Annotated in this window: 21 protein-coding genes; 12 read left to right on the top strand and 9 right to left on the bottom strand. The window is 68.9% G+C overall.

Features of this window, described 5'->3' with window-relative positions:
• Nucleotides 1-232 precede the first annotated feature (232 nt).
• A complete protein-coding gene (locus tag IU452_RS14380) occupies nucleotides 233-1,009 on the top strand; it encodes an arylamine N-acetyltransferase family protein (protein ID WP_195109484.1) in 777 nt (258 codons plus the stop codon).
• 6 nt (nucleotides 1,010-1,015) lie between these two features.
• Here IU452_RS14380 and IU452_RS14385 read toward each other — a convergent pair whose 3' ends face one another.
• Together IU452_RS14385 and IU452_RS14390 are read right to left on the bottom strand one after the other, a co-directional pair.
• Complete coding sequence (locus IU452_RS14385) at nucleotides 1,016-1,507, bottom strand: DUF4383 domain-containing protein (RefSeq protein WP_195109485.1); 492 nt, start codon at nucleotides 1,505-1,507, stop codon at nucleotides 1,016-1,018.
• Between the two features lie 99 nt (nucleotides 1,508-1,606).
• On the bottom strand, nucleotides 1,607-2,353 hold the full coding sequence (locus IU452_RS14390) for a phosphatase PAP2 family protein (protein ID WP_195109486.1): 747 nt from the start codon (nucleotides 2,351-2,353) through the stop codon (nucleotides 1,607-1,609).
• A gap of 141 nt (nucleotides 2,354-2,494) precedes the next feature.
• Between IU452_RS14390 and IU452_RS14395 the strand changes: the two genes are divergently transcribed.
• Together IU452_RS14395 and katG are read left to right on the top strand one after the other, a co-directional pair.
• A complete protein-coding gene (locus IU452_RS14395; RefSeq protein ID WP_195109658.1) occupies nucleotides 2,495-2,899 on the top strand; it encodes a Fur family transcriptional regulator in 405 nt (134 codons plus the stop codon).
• Between the two features lie 48 nt (nucleotides 2,900-2,947).
• Nucleotides 2,948-5,173, top strand: a complete 2,226-nt coding sequence (gene katG / locus IU452_RS14400; protein ID WP_195109487.1) for a catalase/peroxidase HPI — start codon at nucleotides 2,948-2,950, stop codon at nucleotides 5,171-5,173.
• Here katG and IU452_RS14405 read toward each other — a convergent pair.
• Nucleotides 5,166-6,275, bottom strand: a complete 1,110-nt coding sequence (locus IU452_RS14405) for a YhjD/YihY/BrkB family envelope integrity protein (RefSeq protein ID WP_195109488.1) — start codon at nucleotides 6,273-6,275, stop codon at nucleotides 5,166-5,168. The genes katG and IU452_RS14405 overlap by 8 nt on opposite strands.
• Nucleotides 6,276-6,471: 196 nt before the next feature.
• Between IU452_RS14405 and IU452_RS14410 the strand changes: the two genes are divergently transcribed.
• Nucleotides 6,472-8,193 (top strand): DEAD/DEAH box helicase, encoded by a 1,722-nt coding sequence (locus tag IU452_RS14410; RefSeq protein WP_324192611.1) that lies wholly within the window; start codon nucleotides 6,472-6,474, stop codon nucleotides 8,191-8,193.
• Nucleotides 8,194-8,458: 265 nt separating this feature from the next.
• Here IU452_RS14410 and IU452_RS14415 read toward each other — a convergent pair whose 3' ends face one another.
• Nucleotides 8,459-9,070: a TetR/AcrR family transcriptional regulator gene (locus IU452_RS14415; protein ID WP_195109490.1), complete on the bottom strand. Its 612-nt coding sequence runs from the start codon at nucleotides 9,068-9,070 to the stop codon at nucleotides 8,459-8,461.
• Nucleotides 9,071-9,177: 107 nt separating this feature from the next.
• Here IU452_RS14415 and IU452_RS14420 point away from each other — a divergent pair, with 107 nt between their 5' ends.
• On the top strand, nucleotides 9,178-9,918 hold the full coding sequence (locus tag IU452_RS14420; protein ID WP_195109491.1) for an SDR family NAD(P)-dependent oxidoreductase: 741 nt from the start codon (nucleotides 9,178-9,180) through the stop codon (nucleotides 9,916-9,918).
• A gap of 3 nt (nucleotides 9,919-9,921) precedes the next feature.
• Here the strand turns inward: IU452_RS14420 and IU452_RS14425 are convergent, their stop codons facing one another.
• Nucleotides 9,922-10,833, bottom strand: a complete 912-nt coding sequence (locus IU452_RS14425) for a helix-turn-helix transcriptional regulator (protein WP_324192612.1) — start codon at nucleotides 10,831-10,833, stop codon at nucleotides 9,922-9,924.
• A gap of 55 nt (nucleotides 10,834-10,888) precedes the next feature.
• Between IU452_RS14425 and IU452_RS14430 the strand changes: the two genes are divergently transcribed.
• Nucleotides 10,889-11,455 carry a class I SAM-dependent methyltransferase gene (locus IU452_RS14430; protein ID WP_195109492.1) on the top strand — a complete coding sequence of 189 codons (567 nt, stop codon included), beginning with the start codon at nucleotides 10,889-10,891 and terminating at the stop codon, nucleotides 11,453-11,455.
• A gap of 49 nt (nucleotides 11,456-11,504) precedes the next feature.
• Here the strand turns inward: IU452_RS14430 and IU452_RS14435 are convergent, their stop codons facing one another.
• Together IU452_RS14435 and IU452_RS14440 are read right to left on the bottom strand one after the other, a co-directional pair.
• Nucleotides 11,505-12,065, bottom strand: a complete 561-nt coding sequence (locus tag IU452_RS14435; RefSeq protein WP_195109493.1) for a hypothetical protein — start codon at nucleotides 12,063-12,065, stop codon at nucleotides 11,505-11,507.
• A 1-nt stretch (nucleotide 12,066) separates the two neighbouring features.
• Nucleotides 12,067-13,797, bottom strand: coding sequence for a DEAD/DEAH box helicase (locus IU452_RS14440; RefSeq protein ID WP_195109660.1), 1,731 nt, complete (start codon nucleotides 13,795-13,797; stop codon nucleotides 12,067-12,069).
• Between the two features lie 119 nt (nucleotides 13,798-13,916).
• Here IU452_RS14440 and IU452_RS14445 point away from each other — a divergent pair, with 119 nt between their 5' ends.
• Nucleotides 13,917-14,669 (top strand): TetR/AcrR family transcriptional regulator, encoded by a 753-nt coding sequence (locus tag IU452_RS14445; protein WP_416382314.1) that lies wholly within the window; start codon nucleotides 13,917-13,919, stop codon nucleotides 14,667-14,669.
• 102 nt (nucleotides 14,670-14,771) lie between these two features.
• Here the strand turns inward: IU452_RS14445 and IU452_RS14450 are convergent, their stop codons facing one another.
• Nucleotides 14,772-14,966 carry a DUF7455 domain-containing protein gene (locus IU452_RS14450; protein ID WP_195109494.1) on the bottom strand — a complete coding sequence of 65 codons (195 nt, stop codon included), beginning with the start codon at nucleotides 14,964-14,966 and terminating at the stop codon, nucleotides 14,772-14,774.
• A gap of 353 nt (nucleotides 14,967-15,319) precedes the next feature.
• On the opposite strand from IU452_RS14450, the gene IU452_RS14455 reads away from it, so the two are divergent.
• From IU452_RS14455 to IU452_RS14465, 3 genes are read left to right on the top strand one after another with little or no spacing between them, the layout of a single operon-like run.
• Nucleotides 15,320-15,700: a DUF952 domain-containing protein gene (locus IU452_RS14455; RefSeq protein ID WP_195109495.1), complete on the top strand. Its 381-nt coding sequence runs from the start codon at nucleotides 15,320-15,322 to the stop codon at nucleotides 15,698-15,700.
• A 15-nt stretch (nucleotides 15,701-15,715) separates the two neighbouring features.
• Nucleotides 15,716-16,198 (top strand): cation:proton antiporter regulatory subunit, encoded by a 483-nt coding sequence (locus tag IU452_RS14460; protein ID WP_195109496.1) that lies wholly within the window; start codon nucleotides 15,716-15,718, stop codon nucleotides 16,196-16,198.
• Nucleotides 16,199-16,202: 4 nt separating this feature from the next.
• Nucleotides 16,203-17,429 (top strand): cation:proton antiporter, encoded by a 1,227-nt coding sequence (locus IU452_RS14465; RefSeq protein WP_195109497.1) that lies wholly within the window; start codon nucleotides 16,203-16,205, stop codon nucleotides 17,427-17,429.
• Nucleotides 17,430-17,438: 9 nt separating this feature from the next.
• Here the strand turns inward: IU452_RS14465 and IU452_RS14470 are convergent, their stop codons facing one another.
• Nucleotides 17,439-18,203 carry a rhomboid-like protein gene (locus IU452_RS14470; RefSeq protein ID WP_195109498.1) on the bottom strand — a complete coding sequence of 255 codons (765 nt, stop codon included), beginning with the start codon at nucleotides 18,201-18,203 and terminating at the stop codon, nucleotides 17,439-17,441.
• A 234-nt stretch (nucleotides 18,204-18,437) separates the two neighbouring features.
• On the opposite strand from IU452_RS14470, the gene IU452_RS14475 reads away from it, so the two are divergent.
• Nucleotides 18,438-19,850 carry an ethanolamine ammonia-lyase subunit EutB gene (locus IU452_RS14475; protein ID WP_195109499.1) on the top strand — a complete coding sequence of 471 codons (1,413 nt, stop codon included), beginning with the start codon at nucleotides 18,438-18,440 and terminating at the stop codon, nucleotides 19,848-19,850.
• Nucleotides 19,847-20,653, top strand: coding sequence for an ethanolamine ammonia-lyase subunit EutC (gene eutC, locus IU452_RS14480; RefSeq protein WP_195109500.1), 807 nt, complete (start codon nucleotides 19,847-19,849; stop codon nucleotides 20,651-20,653). Before IU452_RS14475 ends, eutC begins: the two co-directional genes overlap by 4 nt.
• Nucleotides 20,654-20,655: the final 2 nt, after the last annotated feature.

Consider the following 20,655-nt stretch of genomic DNA (forward strand, 5'->3'; position numbering starts at 1 on the left):
TCGTCGGCACGGCAACGATTGTGGTTCCGTGCGGTTCTCCGACCCTCCGGCCCGAGATCGTTTGCCCGGCAGGGCTTCCTCTCCGCTGCTTTCGTTCCGGACGTTCGGATTGGTTGGCCGACAGCGGATCTGCGCTTCTGCTGCGTCCAGCGTGCACCGGGGACTCCGGAAGGTGCTTTCCTGCCCTCCTCGGTCTTGACCTCGAGTGTGCTCGAGGGTGCACCGTGGAGACATGGATCACGACCTCGTACTCGAGTATCTGCGGCGCATCGGGGTGAAGGGACCGGTGCGTCCCGACATCGACACCCTGCGCGAGTTGCACCGGCGACATCTCGAGGCGGTGCCGTTCGAGAATCTCAGCATTCACCTCGGCGAGCGCATCGTGCTCGACGAAAAGCTGTTGGTGGACAAGATCGTTCTGCGGCGGCGTGGCGGATTCTGCTACGAGTTGAACGGGGCATTCGGCGCCCTGCTGTCGAGTCTCGGATACCGCGCCACGCGGCTGGCCTCCGGGGTGTTCGACGACGGGCACGTCAGGCCGCCGTTCGACCACCTCGTGGTGCGCGTGGACCTGGACCGTCCCTGGCTGGTGGACGTGGGGTTCGGCCGGAACGCCCGATATCCGCTGCGGCTGGACAGCACCGACGAGCAGCCCGACCCGGACGGCGTGTTCCGGGTCGTACCCGTCGACGACGGCAGCGGCGACCTCGATCTGCTCTGCGACGGGCAGCGGCTGTACCGGATCGAGACCCGCCCCCGACGGCTGATCGATTTCGAGCCGTTCTGCTGGTACCACCAGACCTCGCCGGATTCGCCCTTCACCGGCGACCTGGTGTGCTCCCGAGCCACTCCCACCGGCCGTATCACCCTCAGCGACCGCACCCTCACCCGCACCGAGAACGGGCAGCAGGCCAAGCAGACGCTGACCGATGACGAGACCTCGGCCGCCTACCGCGAGCTGTTCGGCATCGAGCTGGACCGCCTGCCCGTAGTGGCGAAGCCGCGGTAGCGCGCGTCAGAACTGCCCGGGAGGACCGCCGGCGCGCGGGTGCATGCTGGCGTTCGTTTGTGCCACGGCGAGGCGAGGGAGGAACAGGCCCAAGGCGATCATGCCGGCGCCGAGGACCAGATGCAGCCAGTTGTCGGCGTTGTTGACCGGGACGAAGTTGGCGTCGCTCGCGCGGTCGATGACCAGGCCGTAGATCCACAGCACCAGGTAGACGACGCCCCCGCCGATCAGGAAGCCGCGCGACCAGAGCGCGGTACGGGAGGCCACGAGGCCGGCCACACCGAACGCGAGGTGAACGATGTTGTGCAGCGCCGAGACCTGGAACAGCCCGAGCAGCTTCGCATCGGTGTGGTGTCCGGCCCACACCAGCGTGTCGTAGTCGGTGGTGATGCCCGGGATGAAGCCGAGCACCCCGACGAGCAGGAAAAGGGTGCCGACGGCGAGAGAACCGTATTGCACGAGGGACCGTCGCGTAGCTTGGGTGTCGAAAGTAGCCACGGTGAATGCCTTTCCGATCGAAGACCGAGAACGGCGCCGAGCCGTTCGCCGCCGACATACCCAGGGCTGAGGACCGAAAACCGCCGACACGGCAATTGGCTACGGCCGCAGGGAATCACCGGCACGGGGCACCGGCGAGCGGTGGTCCACGCGCAGGCGGTGCAGGCTCAGATGAACGCTCAGGCCGACGGCCGTCCACAACAGGCCGATCGCCCAGCCCGCCAGGACATCGGTGGGCCAGTGCACGGCCAGATACACCCGCGACAACCCGACGGCGAGCACGAACAGGGTCGCGGCAGCGGCCACCGTGAGACGTGCGATGCGTTGTCGCAGAGTCGGTACCGTCAGCGCGGCCACGATGCCCACGACCGCCGCCGCCCCGAGCGCATGACCCGAAGGAAACGCCTGGCTGGTCACGACTGCCAGACGGTCGGCCTCCGGTGGGCGCTCGCGGCCCACCAGAATCTTCATCACCGCCGAGGTGATGCCCGCGCCCGCGGATACCGTCGCCGTCAGCACCAGCCGCGGCCACTGCCGCCGCCAGGCGAACCAGGCGCACGCGGCCACCGCGACGGCTGTCATCGCCGTCTCGCTGCCGAGTTCGGTGACGCTGAGGGCGATCGGAGTCAGCCAGCTCCGGCGGTGGGACACGACCCACTCGATCGCGGCCGGATCCATGGCCGTCGCGCCGTCGTCATCCACCACATGATCGGTGAGGTCGACGATGCCTCCGGTCAGCGCGGCCATCGAGATCAGGCCGCCGGCCCCGCCCCTCTGCAGAGTCCCACGCCGGACGAGCACGACGGCGACGACTGCCGTCAGCAGAGCCAGGGTCAGCAAAGCCACACCATGAGCCTATGCTGCCCCCGGACGCCCGTGACAACACCACTGGCAGAACGACTTTCGTGCCTTTTCCGCAAACCCTTGACTCATTCCAGAAAACGGACGAGACTTCCGTGCGTGCCCACGGCCGTGGAATTCCAGCAGATGCTGCGGGGAGTTTCGTTGCGCGTGACCGCTCCCCGCGTGGCGGTGCTGAGCGCGGTGCACGACCACCCGCACGCCGATACGGATTCGATCATCCGCGCCGTGCGATCGCGCCTGTCGGCGGTGTCGCATCAGGCGGTGTACGACTCGTTGCGCACGCTCACCGCCGCAGGCCTGATCCGATGCATTCAGCCATCCGGCTCGGTGGCGCGCTACGAATCGCGAGTCGGCGACAACCACCACCACGTCGTATGCCGGGCGTGCGGGGCGATCGCCGATGTCGACTGCGCGGTCGGCGAGGCCCCGTGCTTGACCGCGTCCGACGACCGCGGCTTCGCGATCGACGAGGCCGAAGTCATCTACTGGGGTCTGTGCCCCGATTGCGCGGCTCTACAAGACACCTGATCACATCCCCGAATCTCAGCCCGCACCACTTATTCAGGAAGGAATGTCGTGACATCCGATAGCCGCCCACCCACTCCCGACACCGCGACTCGAAGCGCAAGCGAGAGTGAGAATCCGGCGATCCCGTCGCCTACTCCCAAGACCGACCATCGCCCCCGCAGCAACAAGGACTGGTGGCCGGAGCAGATCGATGTCTCTGTGCTTCATGCACATTCGTCGAAATCCAATCCGCTGGGCGAGGATTTCGACTATGCCGAGGAGTTCAAGAAGCTCGACGTGGAGGCGCTCAAGGCCGATGTCGCCGCGCTCCTGACCGATTCGCAGGATTGGTGGCCCGCCGACTACGGCAACTACGGTGGCCTGTTCATCCGGATGAGCTGGCATGCCGCGGGCACCTACCGGATCGCCGACGGCCGCGGCGGCGGCGGTCAGGGCGCCCAGCGCTTCGCGCCGCTCAACAGCTGGCCCGACAACGCCAGCCTGGACAAGGCCCGCCGGCTGCTGTGGCCGGTCAAGCAGAAGTACGGCAACAAGATCTCCTGGGCCGACCTGCTGGTGTTCGCCGGCAATGTGGCCCTGGAGTCGATGGGGTTCAAGACCTTCGGCTTCGGCTTCGGCCGCCCGGACATCTGGGAGCCCGAAGAGGTCTACTGGGGTCCGGAGGACACCTGGCTCGGCGACGAGCGCTACAGCGGTGAACGGGAGCTGTCCAACCCGCTCGGCGCCGTTCAGATGGGCCTGATCTACGTCAACCCCGAAGGGCCCAACGGCCGCCCGGATCCGGTAGCCGCCGCGCGGGATATCCGAGAGACGTTCGGCCGCATGGCAATGAACGACGAGGAGACCGCCGCCCTGATCGTCGGCGGTCACAGCTTCGGTAAGACCCACGGCGCGGGCGACCCCGACCTGGTCGGTCCGGAACCCGAGGCCGCCCCGATCGAGCAGCAGGGCTTGGGCTGGAAGAGCGCCTACGGCACCGGCAAGGGGAAGGACGCCATCACCAGCGGTCTGGAGGTCGTCTGGACCTCCACTCCGACCAAGTGGGGCAACGGTTTTCTCCAGAACCTGTACGGCCACGAGTGGGAGCTGACCAAGAGCCCCGCCGGGGCGTGGCAGTGGCAGGCGAAGGACGCCGAGGCCACCATCCCGGATCCGTTCGGCGGACCCGCGCGCGTCCCGACCATGCTGACCACCGATCTGTCCCTGCGGGAAGATCCGATCTACCGGGAGATCACCAGCCGCTGGCTGGAACACCCCGAGGAGCTGGCCGAGGCGTTCGCCAAGGCGTGGTACAAGCTGCTGCACCGCGATATGGGGCCGATCAGCCGCTATCTCGGGCCGTGGGTTCCCGAGCCGCAGCTGTGGCAGGATCCGGTTCCCGCCGTCGACCACGAACTGATCGACGAGCAGGACATCGCCGCCCTGAAGAGCAAGGTCCTCGAGTCCGGCCTGTCGGTGGCGCAACTGGTCAAGACCGCCTGGGCGTCGGCGGCGAGCTTCCGCAGCACCGATAAGCGCGGCGGCGCCAACGGTGCCCGGATTCGACTCGAGCCCCAAAAGAACTGGGAGGTCAACGAACCGGCCGAGCTGGCGAAGGTGCTGCCCGTACTCGAGCAGATCCAGCAGGATTTCAACAGCTCGGCCGCCGGCGGCAAGAAGGTCTCGCTGGCCGACCTGATCATCCTGGCCGGGTCCGCGGCGATCGAGAAGGCGGCCAGGGATGCGGGCCACGACCTCACGGTGCCGTTCGCGCCCGGACGAACCGACGCCACGCAGGAGAACACCGATGTGGAGTCGTTCGCGGTGCTCGAACCGCGGGCGGACGGGTTCCGCAACTATGTGCGGCCCGATGAGAAGGCTCCGCTGGAGCGCCTGCTGCTCGATCGGGCGTACATGCTCGATCTGACGGCTCCGCAGATGACGGTTCTGATCGGCGGCCTGCGCGCCCTGGGTGCCAACTACGGCGGCACCGAGCACGGGGTCTTCACCGATCGGCCGGGCACCTTGACCAACGACTTCTTCGTCAACCTCCTCGACATGAGCACCGAGTGGAAGGCGTCCGAGTCGGCGGAGAACGTCTACGAAGGCTTCGACCGGCGCACCGGCGAGCGCAAGTGGACCGCCACCGCCAACGATCTCGTCTTCGGGTCGCACTCGCAGCTGCGGGCGGTGGCCGAGGTGTATGCGCAGCAGGACGGCGAGGCGAAGTTCGTGAACGACTTCGCCGCCGCGTGGGTCAAGGTGGTCAACAACGACCGGTTCGATCTCACCTGATCCGCATCGATGAGTTCCGGGCCGGCTCTTCGGGGTCGGTCCGGGGTCGTCCCGATTCCGGTGGTACCGGGTCGGGTTCCGGTGTGTCCGAGACCGGGCCCGAGCCGGGGGCGCGCGAGACCGCTCGCCGCATCCGCCGGATCAGCCGGTGCCGGATCCGCTCGACGCGGGTGGTGCGGGCCGGCCAGAATTCCTGCACGGTGGCGTTGAACTCCGCGCCGAGGATCACCGCGAAGGCCAGGAAGAACGTGAACAGCAGGAAGGCGATCGGGGTGGCCAACGCCCCGTAGCTGATTCCGGTCCGGGTCACCCACGCCAGATACCGCCGCAGCCCGTCGCTGGCGGCCATGAAGAACACGCCCGCCACCAGAGCCCCGCCGAACAACCGGTGCCACGGCAGCGACCGGTGCAGGGCGAGCTTGTACAGCGTGGTGAGCCCGACGATGAGCAGTAGCCCGGTCGTCGGATAGTAGAAGGTGTCGATCAGCCGCAGTCCCGGCTCGCGCCAGCCGTCGGGCAGCACCCGGCCGACCAGGGTCGGTCCCACCGCCACCAGCGGCAGCACGAAGACCGCCACCACCAGGAACAGCACATACAGCAACAGGGCAAACAGCCGCTGCCACACCGGATGCCGGGCGTCCTGCTGTCCGTGCGCCTCCACGATCGCGTCGACGAAGGTGGCCATCGCCGACGAACCCGCCCACAGCGACAACACGAAGCCCACCGACACCACCGCGCCGCGCCCGCGCTGCAGCACATCGCTCACGGTCGGGGCGATCAGATCGTCGACCACGCTGGGGCTGAACAGATTCCGGCTGAAACTCATGATCTTGGTCTCGACGATGTGCACGGTGTCGGGCCCGAACCAGCCGCCGACGTAGCCGAGGCTGCCCAGCAGCCCCAGTAACAGCGGTGCCAGCGACAGCGTCTGCCAGAACGCCGCGGCCGCCGACTTGGCGAAGATCGAATCGCCCCACGCCTTGACCGCCACCCGCACGACCAGCTGCCGCCCGCACCGCGTCCTGTCGACGACCCACTGCCACACGACCACGCCCCGGGCACGGGCGGCGGCACGGAGCGGGGTTCTACCGGGCGCATTCATCGTCTACAGCATCACCCACCCGAGCGATCGATACGCATCCACCCGGGAAACGTGTCCGGTGTTTCCGGCCGGGGGTGGGCGACGACACACCGCCGGGGCCCGCGTCACCCTCGTGGCCTGGATGTGAGCAAGCCGCGACACGGCAACCGAGCGCCGGAGTGGAACGGTGTCGGTGGGGGTCGCTAATCTCTCTGGAGTGACTTCGGGTGGTGGTGGTTCGTTACGTGCATGGCAGCGCAGGGCACTCACCAAATATCTGACGACGAAGCCACGCGACTTCCTCGCGGTCGCGACGCCGGGCGCCGGTAAGACGACCTTCGCGCTGCGGCTGGCCTCCGAACTGCTGGCCGACCGCACCGTCGATCAGGTGACGGTGGTGGCGCCGACCGAGCACCTCAAACATCAGTGGGCCGCCTCGGCCGCGCGGGTCGGTATCGCGCTGGATTCGAACTTCTCCAACACCACCGGCGCGACCTCGGGCGACTATCACGGCGTGGTGGTCACCTATGCACAGGTGGCGTCGCATCCGTACAAGCATCGGGTCCGCACCGAGAATCGGCGCACCCTGGTGATTCTCGACGAGATCCACCACGCCGGTGACGCCAAGAGCTGGGGTGAGGCGACCGCGGAGGCATTCGGCGACGCCACCCGGCGGCTCGCGCTGACCGGTACCCCGTTCCGCAGCGACGACTCGCAGATTCCGTTCGTCACCTACGAACCCGACGAGTCCGGATTCCCGCGTTCGCGCGCCGACTACACCTACGGCTATTCCGAGGCGCTCGCCGACGGCGTCGTGCGGCCGGTGGTGTTCCTGGCCTACTCGGGCGAGGCGCATTGGCGCGACAGTGCGGGGGAGGAGTATTCGGCGCGGCTGGGCGAGCCGTTGAGCCTCGAACAGACCGCGCGGGCCTGGCGCACCGCATTGGATCCCGCGGGTGACTGGATGTCGAAGGTGTTGTCGGCCGCTGATACCCGGCTGCGCCAGCTGCGCGCCACCGGCATGCCCGATGCGGGTGGTCTGGTGATCGCGACCGATCAGGACAAGGCCCGCGACTACGCCGAACTGCTGGAACATATCAGCGGTTCCAAGCCCGCGCTGGTGCTGTCGGACGACCCCAGTTCCTCCAAGCGGATCGGCGAGTTCTCGGCCAGCACCGAACCGTGGATGGTGGCGGTGCGCATGGTGTCCGAGGGCGTGGACGTGCCGCGGCTGGCGGTCGGCGTGTATGCCACCAGTGCCTCGACCCCGCTGTATTTCGCGCAGGCCATCGGCCGGTTCGTGCGTGCGCGCAGACCCGGTGAGACGGCGAGTGTGTTCCTGCCGTCGGTGCCGGTGCTGCTGGATCTGGCGGCGCAGCTGGAGGTGCAGCGCGATCATGTCATCGGCAAACCGCATCGCGAGAAGAACGGTCTCGAGGACGAGCTGCTGATCGAGGCCAACAAGCAGCAGGACGAGCCCGGCGAGGAGGAGCGCAAATTCGTCGCCCTGGCCGCCGACGCCGAGCTGGATCAGGTGATCTACGACGGCGATTCGTTCGGCACCGCCACCTTCGCCGGTAGCGACGAGGAGGCCGACTACCTGGGTATCCCGGGCCTGCTCGACGCCGAGCAGATGCGCGCCCTGCTGCGCGACCGCCAGGCCCGCCAGGTCAAGGAACGCAGCGCCGCCGCGGCCGCACCCCCGGCCCCCGACGCCGGCACGAACGTCGCGGCCGCCGCCGAACGCGTCGCCACCGCCGACCGCCTCGGCGAACTACGCCGCGAACTCAACAGCCTGGTGGCCATGCACCACCACCGCACCGGCAAACCCCACGGCGTCATCCACGGCGAACTCCGCCGCGAATGCGGCGGCCCACCGACGGCCCTGGCCACCGCCGACCAACTCTCCCAACGCATCGCCGCCCTCCGCCGCATGTAGGCGGTCCTGATCCCGGCGAAAAGCACGCCGGGATCAGGAAATTGGGACGCCTGCCGGGATCGGGAAATTGGGATGGCCGCCGGGAAGTAGAGCGTCCGCCGGGAGGTCAAGTGGGCCGGGAGGTGGAGTGGCGGCCGGAAGATGGAGTAGCTGCCGGAACGTGTTGCGGTGCGCGTAGCGCCAAGTCGTCATCCCGACGTGCTGTACCGCCTCGTATTCCTGGCGTGCCGAACTCCCTCATGTCCCGGCATGCTTGTGGCCGGGATCAGGTTGGGGCGGTTTCGGGGACGGGCCAGGCGGCCATGGCTCGGTCGATGGAGCGGTTGAGTTGGGGGAGGGTGGCGCCGTCGCGGGCCTGGATGGAGAGGCCGAACAGGATGGTGGCGTAGAAGGTGGCCAGTTCGGTGGTGTCGGTGTCGGCGGGGAGGTCGCCGTCGGTGATGCCGCGGTCGAGGCGGCTGCGGATGTCTTCGGTTGTGTGCCTGCGTTTTTCGGCGAGGAAGTCGCGGATGGTGGCGTTGCGGGTGGTGTAGGTGGAGCCGGCGAGGACGACCATGCAGCCTCGCGGGGTGGTGCCGTCGACGTAGGCGGTGGCGTTGTCGCGCAGCATCGCCTCGATGCTCGCGCGGGCGGTCGGCTCCTCGCGCAGGGCGCGGGCGGTGTAGCTGCCGTCGGTGGTGCGGTACAGGTCCACGGCCTCGCGGAACAGGTTCTCCTTACTGCCGAAGGCCGCGTACAGGCTGGGGGAGTTGATGCCCATCGCCGCGGTGAGGTCGCTCATCGAGGCGCCCTCGTAGCCGTGCTCCCAGAACACCTCCATCGCGCGCCGCAGCGCGAGGGCGCGATCGAAGGCGCGCGGTCGTCCGCGTTCGGCCATGGTCACCACCCTTTCTGTATCGATCGTTAAATATACCCCTTGACACTCCTCGTCGGCATCTGCTTGGGTTATTTATGTACTGATCGACACAGAATTAGGAGTTCGAGATGAACGACCTCACCGGCACCGCGGCCCTCGTCACCGGCGGCAGCAGGGGCATCGGCGCGGCAATCGTGCGGCACCTGGCCGCGGCGGGCGCCGATGTCGCACTGACCTACCGCGGCGGCGAGGAGGACGCGCGCAAGGTGGTGGCCGAGATCGAGGCGCTGGGCCGCCGTGCGCTGGCCATCCGGGCCGACAGCGCCGCCGCGGGTGAGGTCACCGCCGCCGTGCATCGCGCCGCCGACGAGCTGGGACGGCTCGACGTCCTGGTCAACAACGCGGGCATTTTCCCGGCCAAGCCGTTCGAGGAGTTCACCGTCGCCGAGATCGATCAGGCGCTGAACATCCACTCCCGGGCCGCCTTCGTGGCCGCGCAGGCCGCGGTCGCCCACATGACCGAGGGCGGGCGGATCATCAGCATCGGCTCGAATCTGTCCGAGCGCGCGATCTTCGGCGGTATCTCGCTGTACAACCTGAGCAAGTCGGGGTTGAACGGTTTCACCCGGGCTTTGGCGCGCGAGCTGGGCCCGCGCGGCATTACGGTGAATCTGGTGCAGCCCGGTTCCACCGACACCGATATGAACCCGGCGGGTGGCGAGCACGCGCCCCAGCAGTTGCAGTTCAATGCTCTGGGCCGGTACGGCAGCCCGGACGATATCGCCGCGGCAGTGGCCTTCCTGGCCGGACCGTCGGGTCGCAGCATCAGCGGCGCCGTCCTGACCGTGGACGGTGGCACCAACGCCTGAGCCTCAGCGGGCGAAGTACCGTCCGGGGGAAACCCCCACGGCGCGGCGGAAGGCGGCCACGTAGGCGCTCGCGGTCCCGTAGCCGACCCGCTCGGCGATCCGGGCCACCGGCAGCCCGGCAGCCAGCAGCGGCAGCGAGGCCGCGAGCCGAATCTGAGTCCGCCACTGCCCGAAGGTGATTCCGGTCTCGGCGAGAAACAGCCGGGCCAGGGTGCGCGGACTCGCCGCGGCGCCGACGGCCAGCTGCGCCAGCGTCCGGTCATCGGCCGGATCGCGCAGCAGCGCCTCGGCGACCGTCCGGGCCCGCGCATCGGTGGGTAGCGGAGCGCCGACAGGGATCACCGGTACCGGTTCGAGGAGGTCGAACACCACCGCCTCCGCGCGTCGGCGACGATCGGCGTCGAGAGCATTGCCGTGGCGATCGGCGGTGTCGAAAGATGTTGTTGTGCGGTGGTTTTCGCTATCGGTCCGGGGCGCCCGGGCGTTGTCGCCGGCCGTGGTGTCGGCCCGGAGCATCGTCGTCCACTGTGCCGAGGAGGCGGGATGTCCACTGCCTGCCGTCAAATAGTCGAACAGCTCGTGCAGTAAGCGGCCGACGCGCAACAGCGTCGGGGCCGCGAAGGTGACCGGGCACCGAGCGGGCTCGACGAAGATGCCGCGCATGGTCGCGCCGCCGGAGGTTCCGGTGCGATGGACGGTGCCGTGGGGGATCCACAGCGCTCTGGTCGGCGGTAGCACCCAGTGCCCGCCGCCCACGTCCACGGCGAGCACTCCCCGTGAGGCCCAGACGATTTGGTGTTGCGGGTGCTGGTGCCGGTCGAACCAGTGGCCCGCCGGAAGCACGCTGGCCCCGAACACCATGGCGGTCGGTCCCGTCGGCGCGGGCAGCAGGCGGGCATGACCGTTTGGCGACACAATCTGTCACGGTAGCGTCTCGCGGTCACCCGCGGCGATCCCTAGCGTCGTGACCATGACGATGAATCTCGTGCACCGCCTGCTCTGCCGTTCCGCGCGATGGGAACGCGCCAGCGCCACCCGGATCGTGCCGTGGGCACTGTCCGGTGTCGACCTCGGGGACGCCACTTTGGAGGTCGGACCCGGCTACGGCGCGAATGTGCGTGCGCTGCACCAGCGCACGCGAAAGCTGGCCGGAGTCGAGATAGACCCGGTCCTGGCCGCGCGACTGCGCGACCGGCAGGGTGACCTGATCGACGTGGTGGAGGGGGACGGTGCCGCAATGCCCCTGCCGGACAAGGAATTCAGCGCGGTCGTGAGCTTCACGATGCTGCACCACGTCCCCTCGCCGACCCAGCAGGACGCCCTGTTCGCCGAGGCGTTCCGTGTCCTGCGCCCCGGTGGTGTCTTCGCGGGCAGCGACGGCCTGGACCGCCTCGGCTTCCGGCTGCTCCATATCGGCGACACCTGCGTCCCCGTCCCACCCGACACGCTCACCGATCGCCTCACGCGCGTCGGGTTCACCGACGTCGAGGTCGAGCGGGGAACCGGAAGCTTCCGCTTCCGGGCCTACCGCCGGTAGCGTTCTCGCCGTCCCGGAACGTCGGGGCGCCCGCCCGGATCGGCGTGGGTCATACCGCGGGAATCGTGAAATATGTTGCTGGGTCGAGGGAGTCGAGCGGTGTCCAGCGTGGTGGTGGGGTGTCGGTGGTGGTGGGTTCGTCGGTGAGGTCACGGCGGTAGCCCTGCAGGTCCAAGGCCAGCCAAGGGTTTTCGTCGACACGGCGGGTCAGGGCGTAGCAGGTGGCGAGGTAGTGCAGGCAGCGCGGGGTGCGGGCGGAGCAGGAGCAGTCGGTGCTCAGCAGGCGAGGAGCGACGGAGATGCCCGCTGCGCTCAGCGCGGCGTGTAGATCGTCGCCGAGTTCGACCGCCTGGGCGGGCACGACGGTACCGATGGCGGTGATCGTTTCGCGCGACAGCGGGGTCAGCTCCAGATAGGTCACCGACGCCTGCGCACCGCGGTGGATGCTCGCGCGCACCGTGGTCCCGTCGATCTCGAGGTGCACGCCGCCGTGGCGGGCCACGCTGCGGGCGCGGGGCAGCAGCGGTTCGGGGCGGGTCAGGCTCAGCGGTTCGGCCAGGCGGACCCAATCCATCCCCCAGGCCGTATACCCGAATTCGTTGTCGGCCATCTCAGTTCCCTCGCTTCCGCCGCAGGATCTCCAGCAGGTGTTCGTCGTCCAGACGGGCCAGGGCGGCCACGAGATTGGTTTGGGCGTCGCCGAGATCGGCCAGCACGGCCTTGCGTTCGTGCATGGCGGCGATATGTTCCTCGACCGTCGTTCCGGTGGTGAGGGTGGTGACGGTGACCGGGCGGGTCTGCCCGATCCGATGCGCCCGATCCGAGGCCTGGGCCTCCACCGCGGGATTCCACCAGCGATCGAAGTGCACGACGTCCGCCGCCCGGGTGAGGGTGAGCCCGGTGCCCGCCGCGCGCAGGCTCAGCACCAGCACCGGCGGGCCGTCGGCGGCCTGGAAGCGGGTGACGATCTCACCGCGTTCGGCGGAGTTCAGGCCGCCGTGGAAGAACGGCACCTGCACGCCGAATCGTTCCGCACAGTGACGGACCAGCAGCTCACCCGTTCGCCGGTACTGCGTGAAAATCAGCGTGGGGGAGTCCAATTCGAGATTGTTGGCGAGGATGTCGAAACAGACGTCGAATTTGCCGGAGCGCCCGTCCAATTCGTCGAGGTCGCCGGTCACCAGGCCGGGGTGGTTGCACACCTGCTTCAGTTCCGTGAGCGCCGCCAGCACGCGACTGTGCCGCTGGGCGCCGACACCGAATCCCTCGGCTTCGGCGCGGTCGAGCAACTCGTCGTAGAGCCGCTGCTGTTCGTCGGTGAGATCGCACACCAGATCGCAGTGGATCTTCGGCGGCAGCGCGGCGGCCACCTCGCTCTTCTTGCGCGCCAGCACGATCGGCTCGAGGGTGTCGCGCAGCCGGATCACCGCGTCGTGCGAGCCCTCGTGGATCGGCCGCACGAAGCGCCGCCGGAATTGCGCCTGGTGAGTGAAGGACTGCGGGACAACGAGATTCAGTAGCGCCCACAATTCGTCCAGATGGTTCTCCACCGGCGTCCCCGTCAGCGCCACCCTGGCCTGCGCGGCGATCGACCGCGCTGCCCGGGCCACCTGGGTCCGCGGATTCTTCAGCACCTGCGCCTCGTCGAAAACCGCCGTGGCCCACTGGTGTTCGGCCAGCGCACGGCCGTGCCCGCGCAGGGTCGGATAACCCACCACCACGACCGTGCCCGGCCCGGCCGCCAGTTCGCCACCGCGCCAGGCCACCGGCCGCAGCTCGGATGCGAACCGTTCGATCTCGTGCACCCAATTGCCGACCAGCGAGGTCGGGCAGATCACCAGCTGCGGACCCTGCTCGCCGCGCCCGAGTAGATAGCCGATGGCCTGCACGGTCTTTCCCAGACCCATCTCGTCGGCCAGGATCGCCCCGCCGTGCGTCGCTGTCGTCTCCCGCAGCCAGGCGATGCCGCGGGCCTGATAGGGGCGCAGCTCGGCCTTCAACGTATTGCGCAGTTCGGCGGCGACGGCCAGCGTGCCGGTGCAGGCCCGCACCGCCCGGTCGGCCGACACGACGGCCGTGCCCGCCGCATTGGGTACCGCATGCCCGGCCGTCGGTAGCGTCGGATCGGGCGCGCCCGCCAGGACCGAGTGCCAGGCCGCGACGGACGCGCCGGGATCCCCGGGAACGAGGGCGGTGAACCGCTCCGGCTCGGCGATCGTGCACTCGACCGCGGTGACGGTGAACCCGCCCGCGGCGGCCGGGACGGCGAGGGCGATGGGCTCGGATTCCGCGCCCGGTGCGGGCCCGGGGCCGTGGCCGGTCCAGGTCCACAGCGCGAACAGATGCCGATCGGGCAGATAGGTGGCATGTGTGGTGGGCAGAACGAACCCCTCTGATCAACGTACGGCGTACGGGGTATTATAACTCCGTACATCGTACCGATATTCCGACGGGAGTGTCCGTGACCGACGACACGGCGGTCGAGCAGGCGAAACAGCTCATGACCCTGCTGTGGCGGGAGGCGCTTCCGCCGCAGCAGGGCGTGCGCGGGCCCAAGCAGACGGTCAGCGTGGACGAGGTGGTGTGGGCCGGTATCGCGATCGCCGACCGCGACGGCTACGACCGGGTGTCGATTCGTGCGGTGGCCACCGAACTGGGGCTGGGCACGATGAGCGTCTACACGTATGTGCCCAGTAAGGAAGCGCTGATCATCCTCATGGTCGATGCCGTCGCCGCCGAGGACGCGCCGATCGACGCCACCCTGCCCACTCGCGAGCGGATGGCCGAGATCGCCCGCGGCGTGCGCGCGGAGCTGATCGCGCATCCGTGGCTACTGGAGGTGCCGCCGTGGCGATTGGTGTTGGGGCCGGGCCGGTTACGCCGCTACGAGCGGCAACTGGCCGCGCTCGACGGGATCGGCCTGACCGACCTGGAGATGGACCGGGTGATCGCGGTGCTGTCGGAATTCGCGACGGGTAATGCCCGCATGGCGGTCGCGGCCCAGCGCAGCGCGCGCGAGATGAGCGATGCGCAGTGGTGGGAGGTGCACGGCCCGTTGCTGACTCGGGTCATCCCGCCCGCGGAGTTCCCGCTCTCCGGGCGGGTGGGGGCGACGGTGGGGGAGAAATATCAGGCGCCCGGCGATCCGGACGGGGACTTCGACTTCGGCCTGGCGCGGCTGCTCGACGGCATCGAGGCGGGGCTCACGCTGTGAGATAGCTCTCTTCCGGAACGACTGACGGGCGGCCCCGAAAGGGCCGCCCGTCGTGGCTTGTTCAGTTGAGGGATTTACTTGTCGAGCGGACGAAGGAGCTGATTACAGCGCCGGTGCCGACTCCGTGTCGATCACGGCCTCGAGCTCGCGCAGACGCGCCATGTGCTCATTGGCGTGATGCTGGCAGAAGAGCAACTCGCCACCAGCGGGAAGGGTCGCGCGCACGCGCGCGGCCGCCCCGCAGCGGTCGCAACGGTCGACCGCGGTCAGTGGGGTGCTAGTCAGTGTTCCTGGCATGACTCCTCCGTCCTGGCTCCCGGCGCAGAAAGCCGTTCGCCTGGGTGTGGGGCCCGCGGTCCCTTCCGCGGGCTCGCTACCGCTACTTCCCAGCAGTGGCTATGACTACTTTGTCAGACGTTCGGGACGGGGGCTTTGTTCCCGGAGATGTTTCTTTGTGTTTTCCCTAACATGACCAGGCATTTCGCGGAAAGCGAACACGCTGGCCAGCTCGGGTGGTACGCGGGCCCACCTCCGTGAACAGGCCGATCCAGTTGTCTTGTCGGCAGATTACCCCGGCCCACCGACACTCACACTCGGGTTTCGGCAAACTCCGAGGCCACAGCCGGTGTGACGTAGGTTATGGTCGACCCATGGTCGCCGAGAATGCCCGAATTGCCAAGGCGCGCATGCTGCTTCACATGTGCACCCGCGACGAGTGGGAGGTCGCCCGCGCCGTGGGGCAGCGGCTGGCCCCCTCGCTGGACACCGAAGGCTTCATCCACCTGTCCACGCCCCAGCAGGTGCATCTACCCGCCAACCGCCTGTTCGCCGGTCGGGAGGACCTGGTGCTGCTGTGGCTGGACCAGGACCGACTGGGAGCCCCGGTGAAGTGGGAACCCGGTGTGCCCGGCGATCCGTCCGCGATGCTGTTTCCGCACCTGTACGGTCCGATCCCGGTCGCCGCCGTGGTCGAGGTTACCGACTACCGACCCGGCGCCAACGGTGCCTTTCCGGAGATTTCGGACGCCTGACCTAGGGTGTAGGGCGTGAATGTCGACGTGACAGCGCTGCCCGGAATCGGGGTACGCAAGGACTTCGAGGCACGATCCGGCCGCCGGATCGGGGTGGTCTCCCACCGTGACGGCGGCATCGACCTGATCGTCTCCAAGACCGACGATCCGGACGCCTGCGCCGCCCAGATCCCGTTGACCACCGACGAGGCCGCGGTCCTGGCCAACCTGCTCGGCGCGCCGCAGTTGGTGGAGAAGCTCAACGCCGACCATCGCGATATGCCGGGCATCATCACCCGTCAGTTGCCCATCGGTGACTCCTCGCCCTTCCAGGGACGCGCACTCGGCGAGACCCGCATGCGCACCCGCACCAAGGCGTCCATCGTCGCGGTCATGCGGGCCGGGCAGGTCTACCCGTCGCCGGGCCCTGATTTCGTCCTGGCCGCCGATGACCTGCTGGTCGTGGTCGGTACTCCGGATGGGCTGGATGCGGCCCTCGCGATCCTGACCGACGGGTGATGTGGTGGGATCGACTGCACTCGCCCTCGTTCAACTCGGTTCCATCCTGTTCGCCCTGGGGGTGCTGGGGCGGGTCGCAGGCCGCTTCGGCATGTCGCCGATCCCGCTGTATCTGCTCGGTGGCCTGGCCTTCGGCCAAGGCGGTGTGATCGAGCTGGAGTCCGCCACCGAATTCGGCCATGTGGCCGGGGAGATCGGGGTGGTGCTGCTGCTGTTGCTGCTCGGTCTGGAGTACACCGCGCCGGAGCTCATGACGGGACTGCGAAGATCCTGGGTGGCCGGCGTGGTCGACCTGGTCGCCAATGCGACCCCGGGCGTGGCGGTGGCATTGATACTCGGCTGGGGGCCGACCGGTGCCGTCACCATGGGCGGGGTCACCTACATCTCCTCCTCGGGGATCGTGGCCAAGGTGCTCAACGATCTGGGCCGGCTCGGCAACCGCGAGACGCCCGTGGTGCTGACCATCCTGGTGTTCGAGGATCTGGCGATGGCGGTGTACCTGCCGGTCCTCACCACGCTGCTGGCGGGGATCGGCTTCATGGCCGGATTGCGTTCCCTGGCGATCGCGTTGCTGGCGATCACCGTCGTGCTGGTCGTGGCGCTGCGTTACGGCCGGTACGTGTCGGCGATCGTGGACAGCGCCGATCGGGAGGTGTTCCTGCTCAAGCTGCTGGGTGCGGCGTTGCTGGTGGCCGGGGTGGCCTCGTCGTTGAACGTATCGGCCGCGGTCGGGGCGTTCCTGCTGGGCATCGCGATCTCCGGCTCGACCGCGCAGAATGCGGCCAAACTGCTCGAGCCGTTGCGCGATCTGTTCGCGGCCATCTTCTTCGTGGCCTTCGGGCTGAACACCGACCCGCGTAGTATTCCGCCGGTCCTGGGCTGGGCGGTCCTGCTCGCGGTGGTCACCACGCTGACCAAGATCGGCACGGGGTGGTGGGCGGCGCACCGGCAGGGCATCCGGCGGCTGGGTGCGGCTCGCGCGGGCGCCGCGCTGGTGGCGCGCGGCGAGTTCTCCATTGTCATTGCGGGACTGGCGGTGACGATGGGGGCGGTCAGCGCTGAACTGGCCGCGCTGGCCTCGGCGTATGTGCTGTTGATGGCGGTGCTCGGGCCGATCGCCGCCCGTGTGGTCGAGCCCGCGGTGCGGATGGTGAAGCGGCGGGAACAGGCTCCCGTCGCGGTCGAGTCGGAGACGGCCGGGGCGGGAGCGCCGCGGGCAGGGGACCGATAGCGGCGCGGATCAGGTGGTCGGGGCCCGCTCACCGCGGGAGTGCCCGCCGATCCGCTCCAGCCACCGCGAGACGGCGACGGCCACGGCTCCGACGAACACGCCGATCACCAGCGCGGTGAGGTGGCCGTAATCGGTGAACGTGCGCCCGTGCCACGCCCCGAAGGCGAACCAGCCGAGCAGCCCGGCGATCCAGATCAGCCGGGCGGTGCCGCGCAGATGATAGGTCAGCGTCCCCAGCACGGCCGAAAAGCCGTACGAGGCACCGACATCGGCGGCCACCACCACCTTCAGCGGGATCAGCCGGTGGTCGACGGCGTAGGCGATCCCGGTGACCACGGCCAGCGTGGCGGCGACATGGCCGGTGGCGAAGACGAGGATCCAGCGCAGGGTGCCCAGCCAGCGCTCGGCGAAGGCCATCACGGTGAGAAAGCCGAGGACGGTCACCCACGGGAATCCGCCCTCGGTCCAGAACGCCGAGGCGACCAGCACCTGCACCGGATCGCGGCGCATATTGTGCAGATTCGTCGACGCCGACAGGATCAGCCGGTGCCCGGCGAAATCGCTGATGCCCCGCAACGTCCACCAGGTCACGAACAGGGTGAACGCGTAGGCGCAGCTGGCGGGCGCGCCACCGAGGAAGTCGTGCACGGCGCGCAGCGGGCGGTACCACCGCGGGCGGCGGTGCCACCGGGTCCGTAGCGCACGCCATTCGGCTGCGAGGTCGATCGTGCGGGTCCACGGGGACCGGTAATAGTTCAGCACGGAGGCACCCACGCCGATCAGTCTCGCGTGTCCCGGGCGCGCTCGCCCGTCGACGCGCCCGCCGGAAGTTGCGTACGGGTGTGGCGCACATCGCGGTCCGTGGCTGTGGGCAAAAGGCCAGCTCAGTCGCATTCTGGTGGGGGAGGGTGCCGCGGCGACATCTCGGCGCAATATTCGCCAACCGGACGGCAACATTGTCCGATCAGAATCGGCAGCCGTGATATCGGCGGGCGGAGGAGGACTCGTATGACGGTGTATCGGCAGTCCCTCGGCGGCACCACCTACACCTTTCACGGTCTGGTGGAGCTGTTGGCGAAGGCCACACCGCAGCGCAGCGGCGACGAACTGGCCGGATGCGCGGCCGGATCGGATGCCGAGCGCGCGGCGGCACAGTGGGCGCTGGCGGAGGTGCCGTTGCCGGTCTTCCTGACCGAACCCGTGGTGCCCTATGAAACCGACGAGGTGACCCGGCTGATCATCGACACGCACGATCGAGTGGCGTTCGCGCAGGTGTCGCATCTGACGGTCGGCGGGTTGCGGGACTGGTTGCTGGCGACGGCCGCTCGCGACGACGCGGCGGCGACACTGGCGGCGGTGTCGCGCGCACTGACGCCGGAGATGGTGGCCGCGGTGAGCAAACTGATGCGCAATCAAGACCTGATCGCCGTCGCCCGTGCCGTGGACGTGCGCTCCGCATTTCGGACCACGATCGGAATACCCGGCACGCTGGCGACCCGGCTGCAGCCCAACCACCCGACCGACGATCCGCGCGGGATCGCCGCCGCGGTTCTGGACGGCCTGCTGCTCGGCTGCGGAGACGCCGTGATCGGCATCAATCCGGCCACCGATTCGCCCCGCGCGACAGCGGATCTGCTGATGCTGCTGGACGAGGTGCGCCGCCGCTTCGACATCCCCACCCAGTCGTGTGTGCTGGCGCATGTCACCACCACCCTGGAGTTGATCGAATCCGGGGCGCCGGTGGATCTGGTGTTCCAGTCGATCGCCGGGACCGAGGGCGCCAATTCCGGCTTCGGCGTGAATATTTCGCTGTTGCGGGAGGCCAACGAGGCCGGTCGCTCGCTGGGCCGCGGCACCGTCGGCAACAACGTGATGTATCTCGAGACCGGGCAGGGGTCGGCATTGAGCGCGGGCGCGCATCTGGGCACCGACGGCCGCCCCGTCGATCAGCAAACCCTCGAGACCCGCGCCTACGCCGTTGCGCGCGACCTGGATCCGCTGCTGGTCAACACCGTGGTCGGCTTCATCGGCCCGGAATACCTCTACGACGGCAAGCAGATCATCCGCGCCGGGCTGGAGGATCACTTCTGCGGCAAGCTGCTCGGCCTGCCCATGGGTGTGGACGTCTGCTACACCAACCACGCCGAGGCCGACTCCGACGATATGGATACCCTGCTGACCCTGCTGGGCGCCGCGGGCGTGGCCTTCGTCATCGCGGTGCCGGGCGCCGACGACGTCATGCTCGGCTATCAGAGCCTCAGCTTCCACGATGCGCTGTATGCGCGAAAGGTGTTGGGGCTCGCGCCCGCTCCGGAATTCGCCGCGTGGCTCGACGGTCTCGGCATGCTGGACGCGGCCGGTCGCATCCGTGAGGTCGCGCCGCTGGCCTCGCCCCTGCGTGCGCTGGCGGGGACCCGATGAGCGCCGCGGTGGCGTGGGAGCCGGAGGATCCCCGAGACTTCTGGAGCGAACTGCGGCGCAGCACCCAGGCCCGGATCGGGCTCGGGCGGGCCGGGGACGCGCTGCCGACCAGGCAGGTGTTGGTGTTTCGGGCCGCGCACGCGGCGGCACGCGATGCGGTGCACACGCCGCTCGCGGTGCCGGAGCTCACCGCCCGGGCGGCGGCGATCGGGCCGGGGGATCCGGTGTGGGTGCGCAGCCGGGCCCTCGACCGCTCGGAGTACCTGCGCCGGCCGGATCTGGGACGATTGCCGGAAACCGAATCGGGACAGGGCTTCTCGGAACTGCGCGCGACCGGCGCGGATATCGGGGTCGTGCTGGCGGACGGGTTGTCGCCGCGGGCGCTGCACGATCACGGCGTCGCCATGCTGGCCGCGTTGAAAGACGAACTGGGGCAACAGTACCGGTTCGCACCGCCGGTGATCGCGACCCAGGCGCGGGTGGCCATCGGCGACCACATCGGCCACGCGCTGGGGGTGAGCACCGTGCTGGTGCTGATCGGCGAGCGGCCGGGGCTGTCGGTCGCCGACAGCCTCGGCATCTACCTCACCCACCTGCCACGGCCCGGCCGCGCCGACTCCGAGCGCAACTGCATCTCCAATATCCATCCGCCCGACGGGCTGGGTTACGCGGCCGCGGCGAAGATCGCCGCCGGACTCGTGGCCGGGGCGCGCCGGCTCGGCCGCTCCGGCGTGGATCTCAAGGACACCACCGACCGCACCGAACTGCCTTCCTCGACCGGACGGGTCCTCGACGTCGGATGACG

This window comes from Nocardia transvalensis (genome assembly GCF_015477765.1).
GTDB lineage: Bacteria > Actinomycetota > Actinomycetes > Mycobacteriales > Mycobacteriaceae > Nocardia > Nocardia transvalensis_A.

Coding starts and splice junctions, on each gene's coding strand:
- IU452_RS14380 (WP_195109484.1), top strand. CDS start 233: ATGGATCACGACCTCGTACTCGAGTATCTGCGGCGCATCGGGGTGAAG.
- IU452_RS14395 (WP_195109658.1), top strand. CDS start 2,495: ATGCTGCGGGGAGTTTCGTTGCGCGTGACCGCTCCCCGCGTGGCGGTG.
- IU452_RS14405 (WP_195109488.1), bottom strand. CDS start 6,275: ATGAATGCGCCCGGTAGAACCCCGCTCCGTGCCGCCGCCCGTGCCCGG.
- IU452_RS14415 (WP_195109490.1), bottom strand. CDS start 9,070: ATGGCCGAACGCGGACGACCGCGCGCCTTCGATCGCGCCCTCGCGCTG.
- IU452_RS14420 (WP_195109491.1), top strand. CDS start 9,178: ATGAACGACCTCACCGGCACCGCGGCCCTCGTCACCGGCGGCAGCAGG.
- IU452_RS14430 (WP_195109492.1), top strand. CDS start 10,889: ATGACGATGAATCTCGTGCACCGCCTGCTCTGCCGTTCCGCGCGATGG.
- IU452_RS14435 (WP_195109493.1), bottom strand. CDS start 12,065: ATGGCCGACAACGAATTCGGGTATACGGCCTGGGGGATGGATTGGGTC.
- IU452_RS14450 (WP_195109494.1), bottom strand. CDS start 14,966: ATGCCAGGAACACTGACTAGCACCCCACTGACCGCGGTCGACCGTTGC.
- IU452_RS14455 (WP_195109495.1), top strand. CDS start 15,320: ATGGTCGCCGAGAATGCCCGAATTGCCAAGGCGCGCATGCTGCTTCAC.
- IU452_RS14475 (WP_195109499.1), top strand. CDS start 18,438: ATGACGGTGTATCGGCAGTCCCTCGGCGGCACCACCTACACCTTTCAC.
- eutC (WP_195109500.1), top strand. CDS start 19,847: ATGAGCGCCGCGGTGGCGTGGGAGCCGGAGGATCCCCGAGACTTCTGG.